Here is a 17,775-nt window from a genome sequence, read left to right on the forward strand (position 1 = left end):
TCTGTGGTGAATCGACTTCAAGACCATTGAAGAAATGAACTTATCTTATTTCTTCTTTTTTCGTAATTCCTCTGCGATTCGCCATTGTATGGCCGCTTCTGTCTCTTTCCCCACCTTCAGCAGTGCATCTCCAAAAAGTTCGTGTGCACCTGGATGTTCCGGTTTCAAGGTGGTTGCTTTGTCAAGATCGGCCAAGGCGCCTTCCGTATTCTCTGTTTTCAGACGGAGTTTGCCCCGGTTGTAGAGTGCCTTGAAATCTGTCGGACGAAGACTGACTGCCCGGTTCAGGCAACTCTCGGCATCAAAGAACTCTTTCTCGTTGAAAAGTGTGATTCCTTTCCGTATCCATGCATCGGTGTATTCGGGATATAGTTCGATTGCTTTGTCGTAATTGGCCAGTGCAGCCCGGGTATCATGTGCCTGGGTGATGCATTCGTTGCCCATCAGCAGATATTCCCGTGCGTACTTTTGCAGACTTTTTTGCTGTGCGGCCATTTGTTCCTGTAACTTCCTTTTCTGTTCACGCAACAGGTTGATGACACCCAGTTTCCGGCGGATCAGTCTTCGGGCGGTAGGCTTCTCTATGTCATAACGGGAGTGGATGGCCAAGAAGAACTGTTCAAGACACGCTTCGAAATCTCCTTTATCGAAAGCACGGGCAGCTGCGGCATATTGCACATCGGCTTGTGCCTGTTTCAGAGCTTTGTCGATAGCTTGCCGGTTGTTGAATCTTCCGGAAAAACTTACGATTTCGGGACGGACAAAGATGTCGGCACGGCTGACAGGCTTTTTTAATTGAATGCCCTCGAGCGAGGTGCAACGGCTGAGAGCTACGTATGCTTGTCCTCCGGCGAACACTCCACCGGTGAAGTCGATAACTACGCGACTGAAGGTCAATCCCTGGCTTTTGTGTACGGTGATGGCCCATGCCAGCCGAATGGGATATTGAGTGAAGGTGCCTAATTCTTCTTCTTCGATCTCTTTTTTTTCTTCATTGTACTTATAGCGAATGTTTCGCCACGATTCACGGTGGACATCGCACTCTTTACCGTCATCGGTGATGACATAGATGATACCGTCGTTATCGATTCCGCTTACTACACCGATGGTCCCGTTCACCCAGCGGCGTTCAAAATCGTTCTTGATAAAGATGATTTGTGCTCCGGGTTTCAAAGTCAGGTCCTTGGATGTCGGCAGGCTGCTTTCGGGAAAATCTCCGTTGATTTCGCCTTCGAATACTACCGGATCTCCGGGGAGTTCGGCAAGTCGTCGGTCATTGATGGTTTCCACCGTATCGCGACGGGTGGCAAGGGTGATGTACATATCCTCTTCCGAGGCATCGATGGGAGCGCCATAGCGGGTATTGAGCAACTGAAGGTCTGCGGCTCCGGCAGCTCCGCTGCGAATGTGATCGAGTACGCTGACAAAAACCGCGTCCGACTGCCGGTATACCTTTTGCAATTCGATGGATACCAACTCTATTTCGTTGAAAACCCGTGCCGAAAAAAAGTAAGGAGTGGGATAGAAACGGTTGATGATTTCTCGTTCATCTCCTTTGATCACCGGTTCCAGCTGGAATACATCGCCCACCAGTAAAACCTGTTTCCCGCCGAATGGGTCACGCAGGTTGCGGCTGTATACTCGCAGGATACGGTCTACGGCATCAATCATATCTGCCCGCACCATCGATATCTCGTCGATAATGACCAACTCTACCTGTTCCAACAGTTTCCGATGGGGCTTGGTATACTTGAAGAATTCGTGGATACGTCCTCGTTGCAGGCTTAGGTTGGGGTCGTCGGGCAGCAATGGATGGAAGGGGAGCTTGAAGAAACTGTGTAAAGTACTGCCACCGGCATTAATGGCGGCGATGCCGGTGGGGGCCAGTACGATATGCTTTTTCTTGGTGTTCTTGCAGATATACTTCAGGAAAGTTGATTTACCCGTCCCCGCTTTTCCGGTGAGGAAAACCGATTGCCGGGTGTACTGAATCAGGTTCAGTGCATCCTGAAATTCTTTATTGCCGGTGTCTATAGTAAATTCCACGTCAGATGATACCGAAATGTTTTAATGCTTTTTGTATGCCGTCTTCGTCCACCGATGCAGTCACATAATCGGCTGCCTCTTTGACTTCGTCGTTTGCGTTGCCCATGGCCACTCCAATGGCTGCATGGCGCAGCATGCTGATGTCGTTGCCTCCGTCACCGAATGCCATTGTCTCTTCCAGGCGGATGCCGAAATGGCGGATGATTTCGTCTATCCCTTTTTGCTTACGGATACCTTTTGCCACAACATCTGTGAATGCCGGAAACCAACGTCCGGACTCGCAGTGCGGGAGTAAAGGCAATATGTTTTTTTCGTTTTCGGTGGTGATGAACGGGGTCATCTGGAAGATCTCGGTTTGGGTAGCTTCGGCAGTAGTCTGGACGGGCAGGATGTCTACATGCAGGAACTCGTGGAAAATTTGGTTTACCAGTTCGTTGGGGTTGCAGACGGCTACGGTATGTTCGGCGACAAAGATGCAGGGAAAACCTTTCTCGTCCGAAAGGGCAGCAAGTGTCTTGACATCTTCTGCCGGGATGGAATGTTTGTAAATCACTTCATCTCCTACAAAGCAGTATCCTCCGTTCATGGTGATGTAACCGTCTATCAAACTTTGTTTCTGGAGAGCCGACAGGTTGTTAATAATCGCTTTCGGACGTCCGGTAGCAATGAAAATCTTAATTCCTTTAGCTTTGGCTTCGGTTATGGCCGAGAGGGCAGACGAAGGAATTTCGTGCGTGTTGAAACTAACCAACGTCCCGTCTATATCAAAAAACAGGGCTTTTATCATACGTCTTTTCTTTAATGGAGCACAAATGTACTGAAAAAGCCTGATATAGAGTAACTGAATACCACAATGATGGTAAATTTTAACTGCTGTCTGCTAAAATAGCTCATTTGGTTTCATTATGAAACAGATGAATTGTACATTTGCAGGCTGAACTTAAAAAGAGAACCCTTATGAAATATAACTTTGATGAAGTGATAGAACGCCGGGGGACAGACTCGGTGAAGTATGACGCAGTGCCGGAACGTTGGGGACGAAATGACCTGCTTCCGATGTGGGTGGCCGACATGGATTTCCGTACTCCACCTTTTGTGATAGAAGCCATCCGTCGCCGGTTGGATCATGAAGTGTTGGGATATACTTTTGCCTGCGAAGCCTGGTATACATCCATTATCAACTGGCAGAAAGAACGCCATGGGTGGAATATTACCCGGGAGATGCTGACATTTACTCCGGGAATTGTGCGTGGACTGGCTTTTGCTTTGCAATGTTTCACTGTTCCGGGCGATCGGGTGATGGTGATGCCTCCTGTCTACCATCCGTTTTTTCTGGTAACGGAACATAATCATCGGGAAGTGGTCTATAGTCCGTTGGTCTTGGAAGATGGACAGTATCAGATCGATTTCGAACGTTTCCGTACCGATGTGAAAGGATGCAAAATACTGATCCTTAGTAATCCGCATAATCCGGGAGGACGTGTATGGACCCGGGAAGAGTTGGCTGAGATTGCGGAAATCTGTTATGAGAATCAGGTTTTGGTCATTTCGGACGAAATCCATGCCGACCTGACATTGCCCGGATATACGCATCCCACTTTTGCGTTGGTATCGGAGAAAGCCCGTCGGAATTCACTCGTGTTTATGTCGCCCAGTAAAGCTTTCAACATGCCGGGACTTGCCAGTTCGTACTGTATTATAGAGGATGAAGACATTCGTCGTCGTTTCCAGGCGTATATGGAGGCCAGTGAGTTCAGTGAAGGACATTTGTTTGCTTATCTTGGAGTGGCCGCTGCTTATAGTAATGGAACGGAGTGGTTGGATCAGGTGTTGGAATACATTCAGGGAAATATTGATTTTACGGACGAATATCTGAAAGCGAATATCCCCGTAATACGGATGATTCGTCCCCAGGCTTCTTACTTGATTTTCCTGGACTGTCGCGAACTGGGACTGTCGCAGAAAGAATTAGTAAGTTTCTTTGTTGATGATGCACATCTGGCACTGAACGATGGTGCAATGTTTGGCAAAGAGGGAGAAGGATTTATGCGTCTTAACGTGGCTTGTCCGCGAAGTGTGCTGAAGCAGGCACTGGATCAGATAAAGCAGGCATACGGGAAGAAGCATGACACAATAGCATAATTTGTGGAATTTATATAAAAAGACTTTCAGGATGAAAAAAAATAGTTTCGAGACACAAATACTGCATACTCCTTTTGAGAAAGAGGATGCATATCATTCTCTTTCCATGCCGGTATATCATACTGCTGCTTATGAATTTGAAACTGCTGAAGAGATGGAAGCTGCTTTCTGTGGACGGACAGCCGGACATGCTTATTCACGAATTACAAACCCTACAGTGCAGTACTTCGAGCAACGCATACAGGCTGTGACCGGTGCGTTGAGCGTGACGGCATTGAATTCCGGAATGGCTGCCATCAGCAATGCTCTGATCACTTTGGCAAGTACAGGAGCTAATATCGTGACTTCGGCGCATTTATTCGGCAATACCTATTCATTCCTGAAAAGTACTTTAGGAGCTTTTGGGGTAGAAGTACGTTTCTGTGACCTGACATGTCTTGAAGAAGTGGAGAGGCAGATCGATGAAAATACTTGTGCGCTTTTTCTGGAGGTTATTACCAATCCGCAGCTGGAAGTGGTCGATTTGAAAGCCCTTGCCGGTATTGTCCATAGCGCCGGAGTACCATTGCTGGCAGATACAACGGCGGTTCCTTTCCATGTGTTTCGTGCCGCGGATTTCGGAGTCGATATTGAGATTGTGTCCAGTACGAAATATATTTCGGGAGGAGCTACCTGCATTGGAGGACTGATAATTGACTATGGCACCTTTGATTGGGGCCATTCCGGTAAGTTGGAAGCTTTGAGTACAGAGACTGGGAAGGAGGCTTTTACCGCCAAACTCCGTAGGGAGATTCATCGTAATCTCGGAGCATACATGACTCCCCAGGTAGCTTATATGCAGACACTCGGGCTTGAAACAATGGAAGTCCGGTTTGCCCGGCAGGCGGAAACATGTTTGAAACTGGCACGGTGTTTGCAAGAACTGCCGGAGGTTGAGTCGGTGAATTATACCGGCTTGGAGACCAATCCGTTTTATGAATTAAGTACCCGGCAGTTTGGTTCTCTTCCGGGCGCGATGTTGACGTTCGACCTTCCATCGCGTGAAATATGTTTTCGTTTCATAAATCGGTTGAGAATCATACGTAGGGCCACGAACTTATTTGATAATAAAACGTTAGCTATCCATCCGGCAAGCACAATCTACGGTTCGTTTACCGAGAAGCAGCGCCGGGATATGGACATCAGTCAGAAAACCATTCGCCTTTCGGTAGGGCTGGAACGGGCTGATGACCTGCTGGAAGATATCATACAGGCTCTGAAAAGCTAAATTTATCATTTACAAACTTTATACAATGCTGCCAAAAAAAGAAAACCTGGAAGAAAAAGAGAGAACGAAACATACGGTTGATAGTCTGTATAAGGACTATGTCGACGACTTGTTTTCGTATGCTTTAGGATTCGGGTTTGATAAACAGGCAGCGATGGATGCCATTCATGACGTGTTTTGCAGGGTATGTATTCGTGAGAAGGATGTTCAGGAGATACAGAATCCTAAATTTTACTTGTTGCGTGCCCTGCGAAACCAATTGATTGACACCTATAAACTTAAACGGAACTATTCGGAGGTTCTTACCGGTGAGATTACCGATGAACTTCCATACAGAATCAAAATCACCGTGGAGGATGAAATGATCGCGGCGGAAGAACAGGCGGAAGTGTCACAGAAAGTCGATGAAATTCTGAGTGTGCTGACCGAACGCCAACGCGAGATTATTTATTTACGCTACATGCAGGAATGTTCCTATGAGGAAATTGCGGAGATCATGCAAATCAGTGTTCCTGCTTGTCGTAAACTGCTCTATCGGACCTTACTTAAACTGAAGCACAATAATACGTTAGTGCTCTTCTATCTCTTACTTTCTATTAATGTTGGTTAAATAAGGCACCAATTTAAATTTTATTCGGGAAAAGTGGGTATGAAACCTGTGCCCGTTCGTGTTCTATGCAGACAATAGTGTTATTAAACTCTTTAAGCACCTATTCTGAATGGAAAAAACGAAGCGGGATAGCAGACATATTGATCCTTTGAAAGATGAAGAGAAATTCTTCCAGTGGTTAAAATTCAAGAGCGTTCGGATGAATAGGGAGCGCCTCTCGAAAGATGATCATGAGCGTCTTCGTCAGCGGATCCATGCTTCTCTGCGCATGTTGCGGCGAAAACGGACCATCAGGAGGGGCGCCTATTATGGTATATCCGTGTGCATCGTTATTGCATTAGGAATCATTTCTTATTTGAATCGTTATGAGAGGGTGGAACCGGTAACGCCTGTTACTGAACAAAAAGCGGAGATTGTCTGGCAACCTTTGAAATCAGAAGATATCCGTTTGGTAAGTGGCGATAGTATAACTTCGTTTCGGCAGAATGTACACCTGCTCTTAACTAAGGATGGATCGGCTATGGTCTACCATCCCAACAGCGGACAAGAAAAGATCAGGATGGAACAGAATGAGGTCAATGAGTTGGTGGTTCCTTACGGTAAACGGTCGAAGGTGAAACTGGAAGATGGAACAGAAATCTGGTTGAATTCCGGTTCTGTTCTTAAGTTTCCTACCCATTTCTCGGGAGAGAAGAGGGAAGTGAGCCTGAAAGGCGAAATGTATGCCGAAGTAGCCGCAGATAGGAAGAAACCCTTCATAGTGCATACGGCACATTTCGATGTGCAGGTATATGGTACCCGCTTTAATGTATCAGCTTATGAAGATGAGGCGTTTCCTTCGTGCGTACTTGTGGAAGGTATAGTCGGATTTCGTCCGGAGTCCGGTCCTGAGATACGCATGAAAGCAAACGAAAAAGTGTTCTATGATGGGAAGCAATGTGAAAAAAGAAAAGTTAGTGCCTCCAGATATACTTGCTGGAAGGAAGGTTATCTGGAATTGGATGATGCCAATATGGTGGATGTACTGAATCGGATAGGACGATATTATAATCTATCGTTTAACTTCGGTGATAAGAAGCAACTGACCGGTAAGAGATGTTCGGGAAAGATCTATTTATCCGATAATATTGATAATGTATTGACGACTATATCATTACTGTATTCTACTGATTACAGGAAAGAAGAGCGGACTATTTTTATATCTGAGAACCCATAAAATGGTAGAGCCTATGGAATGACACTGAACACTATGACACGCACACACACAACCCCCACGAAAAGGATAGAGTGATATCCTTCCTCTAACTTACACACACGACTACATATCAGAGCCGGGAAGCATGGTTATGCCCTCCGGGAAGGGATGCAATGGCCTGAATTTAGTATTATAACAACTGGAACAAAGCATGAAAAGAGAACGTATAGTAAGAACTGAAAACATTGATAAACAGAGAATAAAATATAGAGTATTGTTTGGCTTTATTTTCATTATGTGCTGTAATGGAGCAGTTTTATCATCAGAGGATGGTAAGATGCCGGACTGGAAATTTTCTTTTAATCTGAAACGTGTACCGATTATCCGGGTTTTTGATGAAATCGAGCAAAAGAGTGATTTTGTCTTTGCGTGGGCTTGCGATATAGACACTGAGATTCATAAGGAAATAAGTATTTGTGTTTCAGAAGAACCTATCCAAAGAGTGATGGAGAAGGTTTTAGAAGGATCGGGACTCGTTTTTCAGAGACTCGACAGGCAAATCGTGGTTTATCGTTTATTGGAGCACAATGCCTGTAGAGCAACTGTTCGCAAGGATAGTGTGAGGATAATGACAAAGGTGGGACCAAACGACTGAAAGAGGGATTGGCACCGACTCTTTATCGTTTTTCGTTCCACTCTGTCAGGAGTGCTAAATCGGGTATGCGGATTTCTTTCCGGTGGAGTTCCAGCAGATTTAATTCCTGCAATCCGTTGAGAGCTTTTGATACGTTCAGGCGAGTATCATCCAGCATGCGTGCCAAATCATCCATTTTCACTTTAAACAGTTTTTCGCCTGTCATTCTTTCGATATGCCCCAATATAAAACGGATTATTTTATCTTCAATGTCCTTGGGAGCTTTATCCCACAAACGAGTGTAAAGGTTCTGTGCACGGTTGCTGACGATATTCATATAATTGAGGCGGAAAATATCGTATTTGAACAGTTCACCCATGACGAATGATTTGCTGATACTTACCATTTGTGCTTCTTCATTATGAGAAATATAGGTAGATATATACCGGGTGTTCATTCCAAACATGGAGTAAGGTTCCAATACGGCAGGAGCTTCGAAATACTCTATGACAGTCAGTGTCTCGTCTTCCGATACGGTGACGGAAGAGAGCTTGCCTTTTAGCAAAAAAAGTAACTGGTCACATACTTCACCGCTTTTTATCAACGGTTCTCCTGTCTTATGACGGGTGAAATGAAGTTTTACTTTTTCTAATATATTTGTAAAATCCTCATGACAAAGTCCCTGAAACAGGGGGAGTTGTAACAAGGTGTCGAACATGGTTTCCATATATCGTAATCTTCTAATTTGAAAGCAAATGTAACGATAATAGGGGTTGGCTGAAACCATCTTCTTCTTCTTTTTGTTTTTTTTATTATTTCTTAAAGATGGTAGTGATTACCTAAAACAATCTCTTGCGAGATGCATAAAAATGAAGTATATTTGCAGGAAAAAGGAGGATGTCATGTTTGCAAACTTTAATTTTCAACAGATGGTTAGCGCGTTTATCGTGCTTTTTGCTGTGATTGATATTATTGGTTCTATTCCTATTATCATCAATCTGAAGGAGAAGGGAAAAGATGTGAATGCTACGAAAGCAACCGTTATTTCGTTTGCATTAATGATTGGCTTTTTTTATGCCGGTGACTTTATGTTGAAACTGTTTCATGTTGATATTGAATCCTTTGCCGTGGCGGGTGCGTTTGTTATTTTCCTGATGTCTTTGGAGATGATTCTGGATGTGGAAATCTTCAAGAACCAGGGACCGATAAAAGAGGCTACGCTTGTACCTTTGGTATTCCCTCTGCTGGCAGGTGCCGGTGCATTTACTACATTGCTTTCTTTACGGGCCGAATATGCCAGTATCAATATTGTGATCGCTTTGATTCTGAATATGTTGTGGGTGTATTTCGTTGTCAGTATGACAGGACGTGTGGAACGTTTTTTGGGCAAGGGAGGCATCTATATTATTCGTAAATTCTTTGGTATTATTCTGTTGGCTATTTCTGTTAGATTATTTACCGCTAATATTACATTATTGATTGCTGCATTACAGAAGTAATCGGTATTCTCGTTAACTATTGTAGAAACTGGGATGAAAAACTATTCTTTTTCACACTCAGGCTCTTTTTCCGTTTCGTCGTCATCGGTTTCATTTGCTTCATTAGCATCCTCCTCTTCCTCTTCATTTGCGAATGGCTCAGGCTTTTGTGGACCATAGTTCATAAAAGCAAAGGCACAGATGGTACCGGTGACAGCTCCACTCAGATGTCCCTCCCACGAAGTACCCGATGGTGTGAAATAAGGAAGCATATTCCATACTAAGCCTCCATAGAGGAAGGTTACTAAGAGAGAGATGGCAATCAGGGGAACATATTTTCGTAAGAGCCCGCTAAAGAAAAGAAAAAAAGCCAAGCCGTAAATAATGCCACTGGCTCCGATATGCCATCCGGGCTTGCCGATAAGGAATGTGATGGTTCCGCATCCTATCCAGATGATAAAAAAAATCAGAGGTGCAATGCTCCTATAAAAGTAAAAAAGACACCATGAAAGGAAGAATAACGGTAAAGTGTTGGTAAGTAAATGCCTGAAGCCACTGTGTATAAGAGGATGCGCGAAAATACCAAACATCCCTTTTTTTGACAATGGATATACTCCTAATCTGGTAAAGTCCCAGCCCATGCCTACCTCTAAAACTTTTATTGTATAAAGGATAAAAATTAGGAACAGAGGAAGCACCATTGCTATCAGGATTCGTCGAACATCTGGCTTCATATTGGCATATTTCTTTAAATTTTATACAATGCTACGAATATTTGCCTTGAAAATAAAAAATAAACTCCCTTTTTATTTTGTTTTTTACCTTTAATTCGTATTTTTGGGCATCATACTTATATTATATACTATGATAACCGAAATAATTAACCTTTAAATAATGCACAACTATGAGTTATTTACATTTTGACAAGACTCTGATGATAAATCTTGAGGAATCTTTACCAAGGGAGATTCTCCGGACGAATAAATCAGGAGCTTATCATTGTACAACGATTGTAGATTGTAACACACGCAAATATCATGGATTGCTGGTGATTCCCGTACCCAATCTGGACGATGAAAATCATGTGCTGCTGTCTTCTCTGGATGAAACGGTAATTCAACACGGTGCGGAGTTTAACCTGGGATTGCATAAGTATCAAGGAAATCACTTTAGTCCGAATGGACATAAGTATATCCGTGAGTTTGACTGCGAACATATTCCGGCAACAACTTACCGTGTGGGAGGAGTCATACTTCGTAAAGAAAAAATCTTTGTACATCATGAGAACCGGATTCTGATCCGTTACACCTTGGTCGATGCACACTCTGCTACTACTCTTCGCTTCCGCCCGTTCCTCGCTTTCCGTAGTGTACGCGAATATACACACGAGAATTCGCAGGCGAGCCGTGACTATCAATTGGTAGAGAACGGTATTAAAACTTGTATGTATCCCGGATATCCGGAATTATTCATGCAATTGAATAAGAAGAATGAATTCCACTTTGATCCGAACTGGTATAGAGGAATTGAATATCCGAAAGAACAAGAGAGAGGATATGACTTCAATGAAGACCTTTATGTTCCCGGATATTTCGAAGTTGATATAAAGAAAGGAGAGAGCATTATTTTCTCTGCCGGTATTTCAGAAATTTCTCCACGTCGGCTAAAGCAAACTTTTGATGCGGAAGTGGCCGACCGTACGCCGCGGGATAGCTTCTATCACTGCCTGAAGAATTCTGCCCATCAATTCCATAATAAGCAGGAAGAAGATCATTATATTCTGGCCGGATATCCCTGGTTTAAATGCCGTGCCCGCGATATGTTCGTGGCCTTGCCGGGATTGACGCTTGCCGTGGACGAGACAGATGAATTTGAAGATGTGATGGAGACAGCCCGTAAAGCGATTGGTAACTATATTAAAAGCGAACCGATTGGCTGTAAGATATACGAGATGGATGATCCGGATGTATTGTTGTGGGCTGTATGGGCCTTGCAGCAGTATGCAAAGGAGACGAGTCGTGAACAATGTCGTGCCAAATATGGTTCTTTGTTAGAAGAAATCATTGATTTTATTCGTCAGCGTAAACATGATAATTTGTTCCTGCACGAAAACGGGTTACTTTATGCCAATGGTGCAGATAGGGCGATCACATGGATGAACTCCACGGTTAACGGACGTCCGGTTATTCCACGCACGGGTTATATTGTAGAGATAAATGCTTTGTGGTATAATGCTTTGCGATTTATTGCCGATTTAGTTCGCGAGGGTGGTAACGGATTGTTGGCCGATTCGCTGGATGCACAGGCTGAAGTAACCGGAAAATCATTTGTGGAAGTATTCCGCAATGAATATGGTTATCTGTTGGATTATGTAGACGGAAATATGATGGATTGGAGCGTACGTCCCAACATGATATTTACGGTTGCCTTCGATTATTCTCCTCTTGACCGGGTGCAAAAGAAGCAAGTACTCGATATTGTGACGAAGGAATTACTTACTCCGAAGGGACTCCGAACATTGAGTCCGAAGAGCGGCGGATATAATCCGAATTATGTGGGTCCTCAGATCCAGAGAGACTATGCTTATCATCAAGGTACGGCTTGGCCGTGGTTGATGGGATTCTACATGGAGGCTTATCTGCGAATCTATAAGATGAGCGGTATCTCGTTTGTAGAACGCCAGTTAATCGGCCTTGAAGACGAGATGACCAGCCATTGCGTTGGTTCATTGCCTGAATTGTTTGATGGAAACCCTCCTTTTAAAGGTAGAGGAGCGGTATCGTTTGCAATGAATGTGGCAGAGATTTTGCGTATCTTGAAGCTGTTGTCTAAATATAATTTATAGGAGGAGGGACGAAGATGAAAGTTTTAATGTTTGGATGGGAGTTCCCCCCGCATATCTTAGGAGGTTTAGGAACTGCCAGCTATGGTTTGACGAAAGGGATGTCTCAACAAGAGGATATGGAGATTACGTTCTGTATTCCCAAACCTTGGGGGGATGAAGACCAAAGTTTCCTGAGAATAATCGGTATGAATAGCACACCGATTGTGTGGAGGAATGTAGATTGGGATTATGTGAAAGGGCGTGTCGGTTCGTACATGGATCCCCAGTTATATTTTGACCTGCGCGATCATATTTATGCTGATTTCAATTATCTGAATGCAAACGATCTGGGATGTATTGAATTCTCTGGGCGTTATCCGGATAACCTGCATGAAGAAATCAATAATTACTCGATTGTGGCAGGAGTCATAGCACGGCAGCAGGAGTTTGAAATCATCCACTCACATGACTGGTTGACTTATCCGGCAGGAATACATGCAAAACAAGTATCGGGTAAACCATTGGTGATTCATGTACATGCTACCGATTTCGACCGTAGCCGTGGTAATGTGAATCCAACTGTATATGCCATTGAAAAAAATGGTATGGATCATGCCGATCATATTATGTGTGTAAGTGAACTGACTCGTCAGACAGTGATTCATAAATACTTCCAGGATCCGAAGAAAGTGTCGACAGTACACAATGCAGTCTCTCCTTTATCACAAGAAATACAGGATATTGTACCCAATAAAAATCCTAAAGAAAAGGTTGTTACTTTTCTGGGACGTATTACGATGCAGAAAGGACCGGAATATTTTGTGGAGGCAGCTGCAATGGTGTTGAAGCGTACGCGGAATGTACGTTTTGTGATGGCCGGTAGCGGTGATATGATGGATCAGATGATTCGTCTGGCTGCTGAAAGGGGGATTGCGGACCGTTTCCACTTCCCGGGATTTATGAAAGGAAAACAAGTATACGAGGTACTAAAAGCCAGTGATGTATACATTATGCCTTCGGTATCCGAACCTTTTGGTATCTCTCCGTTAGAGGCTATGCAGTGTAGTGTCCCAAGCATCATTTCCAAACAGTCCGGTTGTGCCGAGATTCTGGAAAAGTGTATTAAGACCGATTATTGGGATATACATGCTATGGCGGATGCTATCTATTCTATCTGTACCTATCCGGCTATGTACGAGTATCTCCGTGATGAAGGTAAGAAAGAGGTGGATGAAATTAAGTGGGAGAATGTAGGCTATAAAGTTCGCGGCATCTACGATGAGGTTATAAAAAATTATGGAAAACAATAAAACAATATAGATATGAGAACAATCTGTCTTTATTTTGAGATACATCAAATTATTCATCTGAAACGTTACCGCTTCTTCGACATTGGTGCCGATCATTACTATTATGATGATTATGCCAATGAGACAGGTATTAATGAGGTTGCCGAACGTTCTTATATTCCGGCTCTCAATGCATTGATTGAAATGGTGAAGAACTCCGGGGGGGGCTTTAAAGTGGCTCTTTCTATTTCGGGAGTAGCATTGGAACAACTCGAAATTCATGCACCTGCTGTAATTGACTTGTTGCATGTATTAAACGATACAGGCTGCTGCGAATTTTTGGCCGAGCCATATTCTCACGGCTTGTCATCATTGGCCAATGAAGACTGTTTCCGTGAAGAAGTGATGCGCCAGAGCGACAAGATGAAACAGATGTTTGGTAAAGCACCGAAAGTATTCCGCAACTCCAGTCTGATCTATTCGGATGAAATAGGAGCTACGGTAGCAAGCATGGGTTTCAAAGGTATGTTGACTGAAGGCGCTAAACACATATTGGGTTGGAAGAGTCCGCATTATGTATACCATTGCAATCAGGCTCCCAGCCTGAAGTTATTGTTGAGAGACTTTAAGTTGTCCGATGATATCGGTCTGCGTTTCTCTAATTCCGATTGGAGTGAGTATCCGTTATTCGCTGATAAATATATGGGTTGGATCGATGCTTTGCCACAAGAAGAACAAGTAATCAATATCTTTATGGAACTGAAGGCACTGGGGATGGCTCAGCCGTTATCATCCAATATCTTGGAGTTCCTGAAAGCTCTTCCGTATTGTGCGAAAGAAAAAGGAATCACTTTTTCTACTCCGTCGGAGATTATTTCAAAATTGAAATCAGTCTCTCAATTGGACGTACCCTATCCGATGTCATGGGTAGACGAAGAAAGAGATACCAGCAGTTGGTTGGGCAATGTCCTGCAGCGTGAAGCATTCAATAAGCTATATAGTGTAGCCGAGCGCGTACATCTCTGTGATGATCGTCGTATCAAGCAAGACTGGGATTATCTGCAGGCCAGCAATAACTTCCACTTTATGACTACCAAGAATACCGGCGTAGGGCTGAATCGGGGTATTTATGATTCTCCTTATGATGCGTTTACCAACTATATGAATATTTTGGGTGACTTCATTAAGCGTGTAAATTCTCTCTATCCTGAAGATATTGACAATGAAGAGTTGAATTCATTGTTGACAACGATCAAGAATCAGGGAGAAGAAATTGCCGAGTTGCATAAGGAGGTTGATAAACTGGAAGCAAAGGCAGCAAAAGCTACCAAAGCAAAAGCGGAACCCAAAGTTACTGCTTCTAAAAAGGCAGCAGCAAAGAAACCTGCTACGAAGAAGACAGCTGCAAAGAAAGAGGATTAATATAGTTCAAGAACATGCTTTAGTGCAAACTAGTGGAAAGGGGGCTGTCCAAAAATATTGGATGGCCTCTTACTGTTATTTTACAGTTTAAAAGTAAAAGACGTGAAATGACCCTTATCTCTTGATAAGAAGAGTAATAGTCCAAGTTTATTAAATGGTATTGCTTTGTAGATTTATAAATAGTAAATTGAAAAGTAAGGAGCTGACTTTGGGGACACCCTTACTTTTTTATGGAGAGAAAGGTGTTTCTGCTTTAATTTGCTACATCTTTTATTCTTTACATGAAACATAAGAAGAATAAGACTTATAAAACAATTAAGACGGTGTAAATGAAGAATCATTTACACCGTCTTAATTGTTTTATATACTGAAAATGTTTGGTTACTGTTTACCGTTGAAGTTGGTGTATGTTACTTCTAACTTCAGTTTTGTGCCATCATTATTTATGCCAGGCCCACCTTCCAGTTTTACATATCCCGGTTGTAAATCGTGTTGAATACTGATCATGTTCTTGTTGGAAGAACTGTCATACTGTACAAGTACCGGAATGAGTACTACTTTGTTCCAATCCGGATTTTTTGCTTCCCAAGCTGTTTCATTCCAGCTGGACCCAGCTTTTTTCTTGGCTTCCTGCTTTTCGTTGACACATGTATTAATCAGGCGAGTCAAGTTGGTAAACACATACTGATTGGTTGTAGGCTTATTGGAAATAATAGCATTGTGTACGGCCAGATAAGAAGTGATATTATCTGTTAGTTTGTTCTCTTCGAAGAAACTTTGCCGTTCTTTCTCACGTAAGAGTAATACATATGTAGGTGCTTTCATGCTAAATTGTCCATTGTCTGGTTGGTTGTAGCTATTGAAAGTCAACTTCACAGCATTGATGGTGTCATTACTTAATTCTTTATAAATATCATCTATCGGCAATGTAGCTTGTGTGAAGATGCCGGCCGGAGATTTCAGATAAGTACATTCTGGATGCTTGTCAATAAACCCTTGTAATTCTTCTTGAGAAGTATTGAAACTATTAGCTTGAATAACTTCCTTAGTTGTAGCAAAAGTACGGGTTGTGTAGTACAGAGAGTCGGTGCCATTTTTTTTCTTCAGATTATTCCCTAAGCTGTCTTTTTCGTGGCATCGAATCACGACATTCAAGTTGATTTGGTCAACATAAAGAATCGTTCCGTTACCATAGTCATTTTTAGCGTAAATACCTTTGAATACATTCTCGATAAATGCTTCCGAACTTTTGAAATATTCAGGATGATCTCTATTTAAGCGATAAATTCGCTTACCTAACTTTGTGATTTCTTTAGAAGTTAAACGAACATTAGGATAAAAGTTATCTGAGTTTCTGATGGAATCACTTAGTGATTGGTCAACGGCTGTGTAGGCTTTTTGAGCCAATAGGCTATCGGAAGAATAATACAGTTCCGGTTTAATGTTTGTATAATAAGTCTGAGGTAACTGGGGTAAAGGAGCATTGAGTTTATATACAGTCATTCGACACGGGCTTATAGAATCCCCAAAATAACTTTTATAGTATAAAATCAATTCAGCGGTGTGAATAGAGTCTCCGGCCATTACACCTTTGGGATTTTTTTCCGGATCGTAAACCGAAGGAAAGGAAATTCCGCTCGGACTATTCAACTGTGCGAGGAAACTGGCTTCATAAGCTCCGAATTCCTTATCGGTGAATTTACCGACATATCCTACGCTGGTTTTTGCATAAACAGGACCTGATAAAATAGAATTTGTACTTACTTCGTAAGTGGTGTATCTTCCGTTGATATTTTGGTCGCTTTCCGGAAGCATTCCCAGTCCGAGAGTACCTGTATTGTCATCGCATCCGAAGAAAGTCAAGGCAAGCAGTGCTACCCATACATATTTTGCTTTCATGATCGTCGTATCTTGGTTCTTATTATTTTTGTTCAGCTTCCCACACCTGATCGTAGAAACTGTTGCAAGCATCTGCAAGAGTGTCGGGAGCTTGATAGTCAAGAACCAATTTACCCGATTGACGAGCATAGTTCATGACCTCTTCATTTACATGTTCACTATTCTGTACTACTCCGTCTGAGTAATCGACAGCTAATTTGCAAAGTGTAGCATAATCTACCGGATCTTTTAGGGTAGCTACATCTTTTTTATTAATACCCTTTAGCATCAGTTTGCTTGCAAAGTCATTGTTGAATGTACCTTTGAAATCATCTTCATATACGGAGAATACTACTTTTGCATCGCGGAACGAAGGTTCGTCTTTATACGCTTTTTTGATATATAAAGGAGCCAGAGCAGTCATCCAGCCGTGACAGTGAATCACATCCGGACACCAACGCAGTTTCTTTACCGTTTCCAACACTCCTCTTGCATAAAAAATAGCCCGGCTGTCGTTATCATCGTATTCTACTCCGTTTTCGTCTGCTGTTTGTAGCCGGTTCTGGAAGTAATCATCGTTGTCGATAAAATAAACCTGCATACGTGCTGACTGGATGGAAGCTACTTTGATGATAAGAGGATGGTCGGTGTCATCGATAATCAGGTTCATACCGGAGAGTCGTATCACTTCGTGCAATTGATTTCTGCGTTCGTTGATATTTCCCCATTTGGGCATGAATGTTCTGATTTCTCTGCCTTTTTCCTGGATAGCTTGTGGTAGATGTCTGCCTATATTGGCCATCTCGGATTCTGAAACGTAAGGAGTAATCTCTTGTGTAATAAATAAAACCTTGTTAGCCTTTGTCATAATAACAATCGTTCTCGTAAATATTCTGCAAAGATATAAAAAAAAACGGGCATTAAAGCAAGTTCTCAACCGGTATAATTCCTTATGAATTGTTAAGTGCTTGTTTTTCAGTGATAAACTAT

15 protein-coding genes are annotated in these 17,775 nt (G+C 42.8%); 9 read left to right on the top strand and 6 right to left on the bottom strand.

The annotated features are described in order from the left end of the window. Nucleotides 1–45: 45 nt before the first annotated feature. Both FDF36_RS07825 and FDF36_RS07830 read right to left on the bottom strand, forming a co-directional pair. Nucleotides 46–2,046, bottom strand: a complete 2,001-nt coding sequence (locus tag FDF36_RS07825; protein WP_005775724.1) for an AAA family ATPase — start codon at nucleotides 2,044–2,046, stop codon at nucleotides 46–48. A 1-nt stretch (nucleotide 2,047) separates the two neighbouring features. After that, nucleotides 2,048–2,833, bottom strand: coding sequence for a Cof-type HAD-IIB family hydrolase (locus FDF36_RS07830; protein WP_220390958.1), 786 nt, complete (start codon nucleotides 2,831–2,833; stop codon nucleotides 2,048–2,050). A gap of 170 nt (nucleotides 2,834–3,003) precedes the next feature. On the opposite strand from FDF36_RS07830, the gene FDF36_RS07835 reads away from it, so the two are divergent. The 5 genes from FDF36_RS07835 (at nucleotide 3,004) to FDF36_RS07855 (ending at nucleotide 7,915) form a co-directional block, all read left to right on the top strand. Then, nucleotides 3,004–4,188 carry a MalY/PatB family protein gene (locus tag FDF36_RS07835; protein WP_122130479.1) on the top strand — a complete coding sequence of 395 codons (1,185 nt, stop codon included), beginning with the start codon at nucleotides 3,004–3,006 and terminating at the stop codon, nucleotides 4,186–4,188. Nucleotides 4,189–4,219: 31 nt separating this feature from the next. Next, entirely contained in the window at nucleotides 4,220–5,455 is a 1,236-nt protein-coding gene (locus FDF36_RS07840) for a PLP-dependent transferase (protein WP_220390959.1), read from the top strand. A gap of 25 nt (nucleotides 5,456–5,480) precedes the next feature. After that, nucleotides 5,481–6,065 carry an RNA polymerase sigma factor gene (locus FDF36_RS07845; protein WP_005810078.1) on the top strand — a complete coding sequence of 195 codons (585 nt, stop codon included), beginning with the start codon at nucleotides 5,481–5,483 and terminating at the stop codon, nucleotides 6,063–6,065. 109 nt (nucleotides 6,066–6,174) lie between these two features. Next, nucleotides 6,175–7,281, top strand: coding sequence for a FecR family protein (locus FDF36_RS07850; protein WP_220390960.1), 1,107 nt, complete (start codon nucleotides 6,175–6,177; stop codon nucleotides 7,279–7,281). A 190-nt stretch (nucleotides 7,282–7,471) separates the two neighbouring features. Then, a complete protein-coding gene (locus FDF36_RS07855) occupies nucleotides 7,472–7,915 on the top strand; it encodes an STN domain-containing protein (RefSeq protein WP_220390961.1) in 444 nt (147 codons plus the stop codon). 22 nt (nucleotides 7,916–7,937) lie between these two features. On the opposite strand, the gene FDF36_RS07860 is transcribed toward FDF36_RS07855, so the two are convergent. Further along, nucleotides 7,938–8,681 carry a Crp/Fnr family transcriptional regulator gene (locus tag FDF36_RS07860; RefSeq protein ID WP_220390962.1) on the bottom strand — a complete coding sequence of 248 codons (744 nt, stop codon included), beginning with the start codon at nucleotides 8,679–8,681 and terminating at the stop codon, nucleotides 7,938–7,940. Between the two features lie 115 nt (nucleotides 8,682–8,796). Here FDF36_RS07860 and FDF36_RS07865 point away from each other — a divergent pair, with 115 nt between their 5' ends. Beyond that, nucleotides 8,797–9,393, top strand: coding sequence for a MarC family protein (locus FDF36_RS07865; protein ID WP_005775732.1), 597 nt, complete (start codon nucleotides 8,797–8,799; stop codon nucleotides 9,391–9,393). Between the two features lie 41 nt (nucleotides 9,394–9,434). Here the strand turns inward: FDF36_RS07865 and FDF36_RS07870 are convergent, their stop codons facing one another. After that, nucleotides 9,435–10,106, bottom strand: a complete 672-nt coding sequence (locus tag FDF36_RS07870) for a rhomboid family intramembrane serine protease (protein ID WP_220390963.1) — start codon at nucleotides 10,104–10,106, stop codon at nucleotides 9,435–9,437. Between the two features lie 170 nt (nucleotides 10,107–10,276). On the opposite strand from FDF36_RS07870, the gene FDF36_RS07875 reads away from it, so the two are divergent. From FDF36_RS07875 to FDF36_RS07885, 3 genes are read left to right on the top strand one after another with little or no spacing between them, the layout of a single operon-like run. Continuing rightward, nucleotides 10,277–12,217: a glycogen debranching enzyme N-terminal domain-containing protein gene (locus FDF36_RS07875; RefSeq protein ID WP_220390964.1), complete on the top strand. Its 1,941-nt coding sequence runs from the start codon at nucleotides 10,277–10,279 to the stop codon at nucleotides 12,215–12,217. Nucleotides 12,218–12,231: 14 nt separating this feature from the next. Continuing rightward, nucleotides 12,232–13,506, top strand: coding sequence for a glycosyltransferase family 4 protein (locus FDF36_RS07880; RefSeq protein ID WP_005775735.1), 1,275 nt, complete (start codon nucleotides 12,232–12,234; stop codon nucleotides 13,504–13,506). Nucleotides 13,507–13,518: 12 nt separating this feature from the next. Next, a complete protein-coding gene (locus FDF36_RS07885) occupies nucleotides 13,519–14,907 on the top strand; it encodes a glycoside hydrolase family 57 protein (protein WP_220390965.1) in 1,389 nt (462 codons plus the stop codon). A 381-nt stretch (nucleotides 14,908–15,288) separates the two neighbouring features. On the opposite strand, the gene bamH is transcribed toward FDF36_RS07885, so the two are convergent. Continuing rightward, nucleotides 15,289–16,806 carry a BamH family beta-barrel-assembly machinery protein gene (gene bamH / locus FDF36_RS07890; protein ID WP_220390966.1) on the bottom strand — a complete coding sequence of 506 codons (1,518 nt, stop codon included), beginning with the start codon at nucleotides 16,804–16,806 and terminating at the stop codon, nucleotides 15,289–15,291. Nucleotides 16,807–16,828: 22 nt separating this feature from the next. Next, entirely contained in the window at nucleotides 16,829–17,653 is an 825-nt protein-coding gene (locus FDF36_RS07895) for a glycogen/starch synthase (RefSeq protein WP_220390967.1), read from the bottom strand. Nucleotides 17,654–17,775 lie beyond the last annotated feature (122 nt).

It is taken from the genome of Bacteroides fragilis (assembly GCF_019583405.1).
Classification (GTDB): domain Bacteria; phylum Bacteroidota; class Bacteroidia; order Bacteroidales; family Bacteroidaceae; genus Bacteroides; species Bacteroides fragilis_B.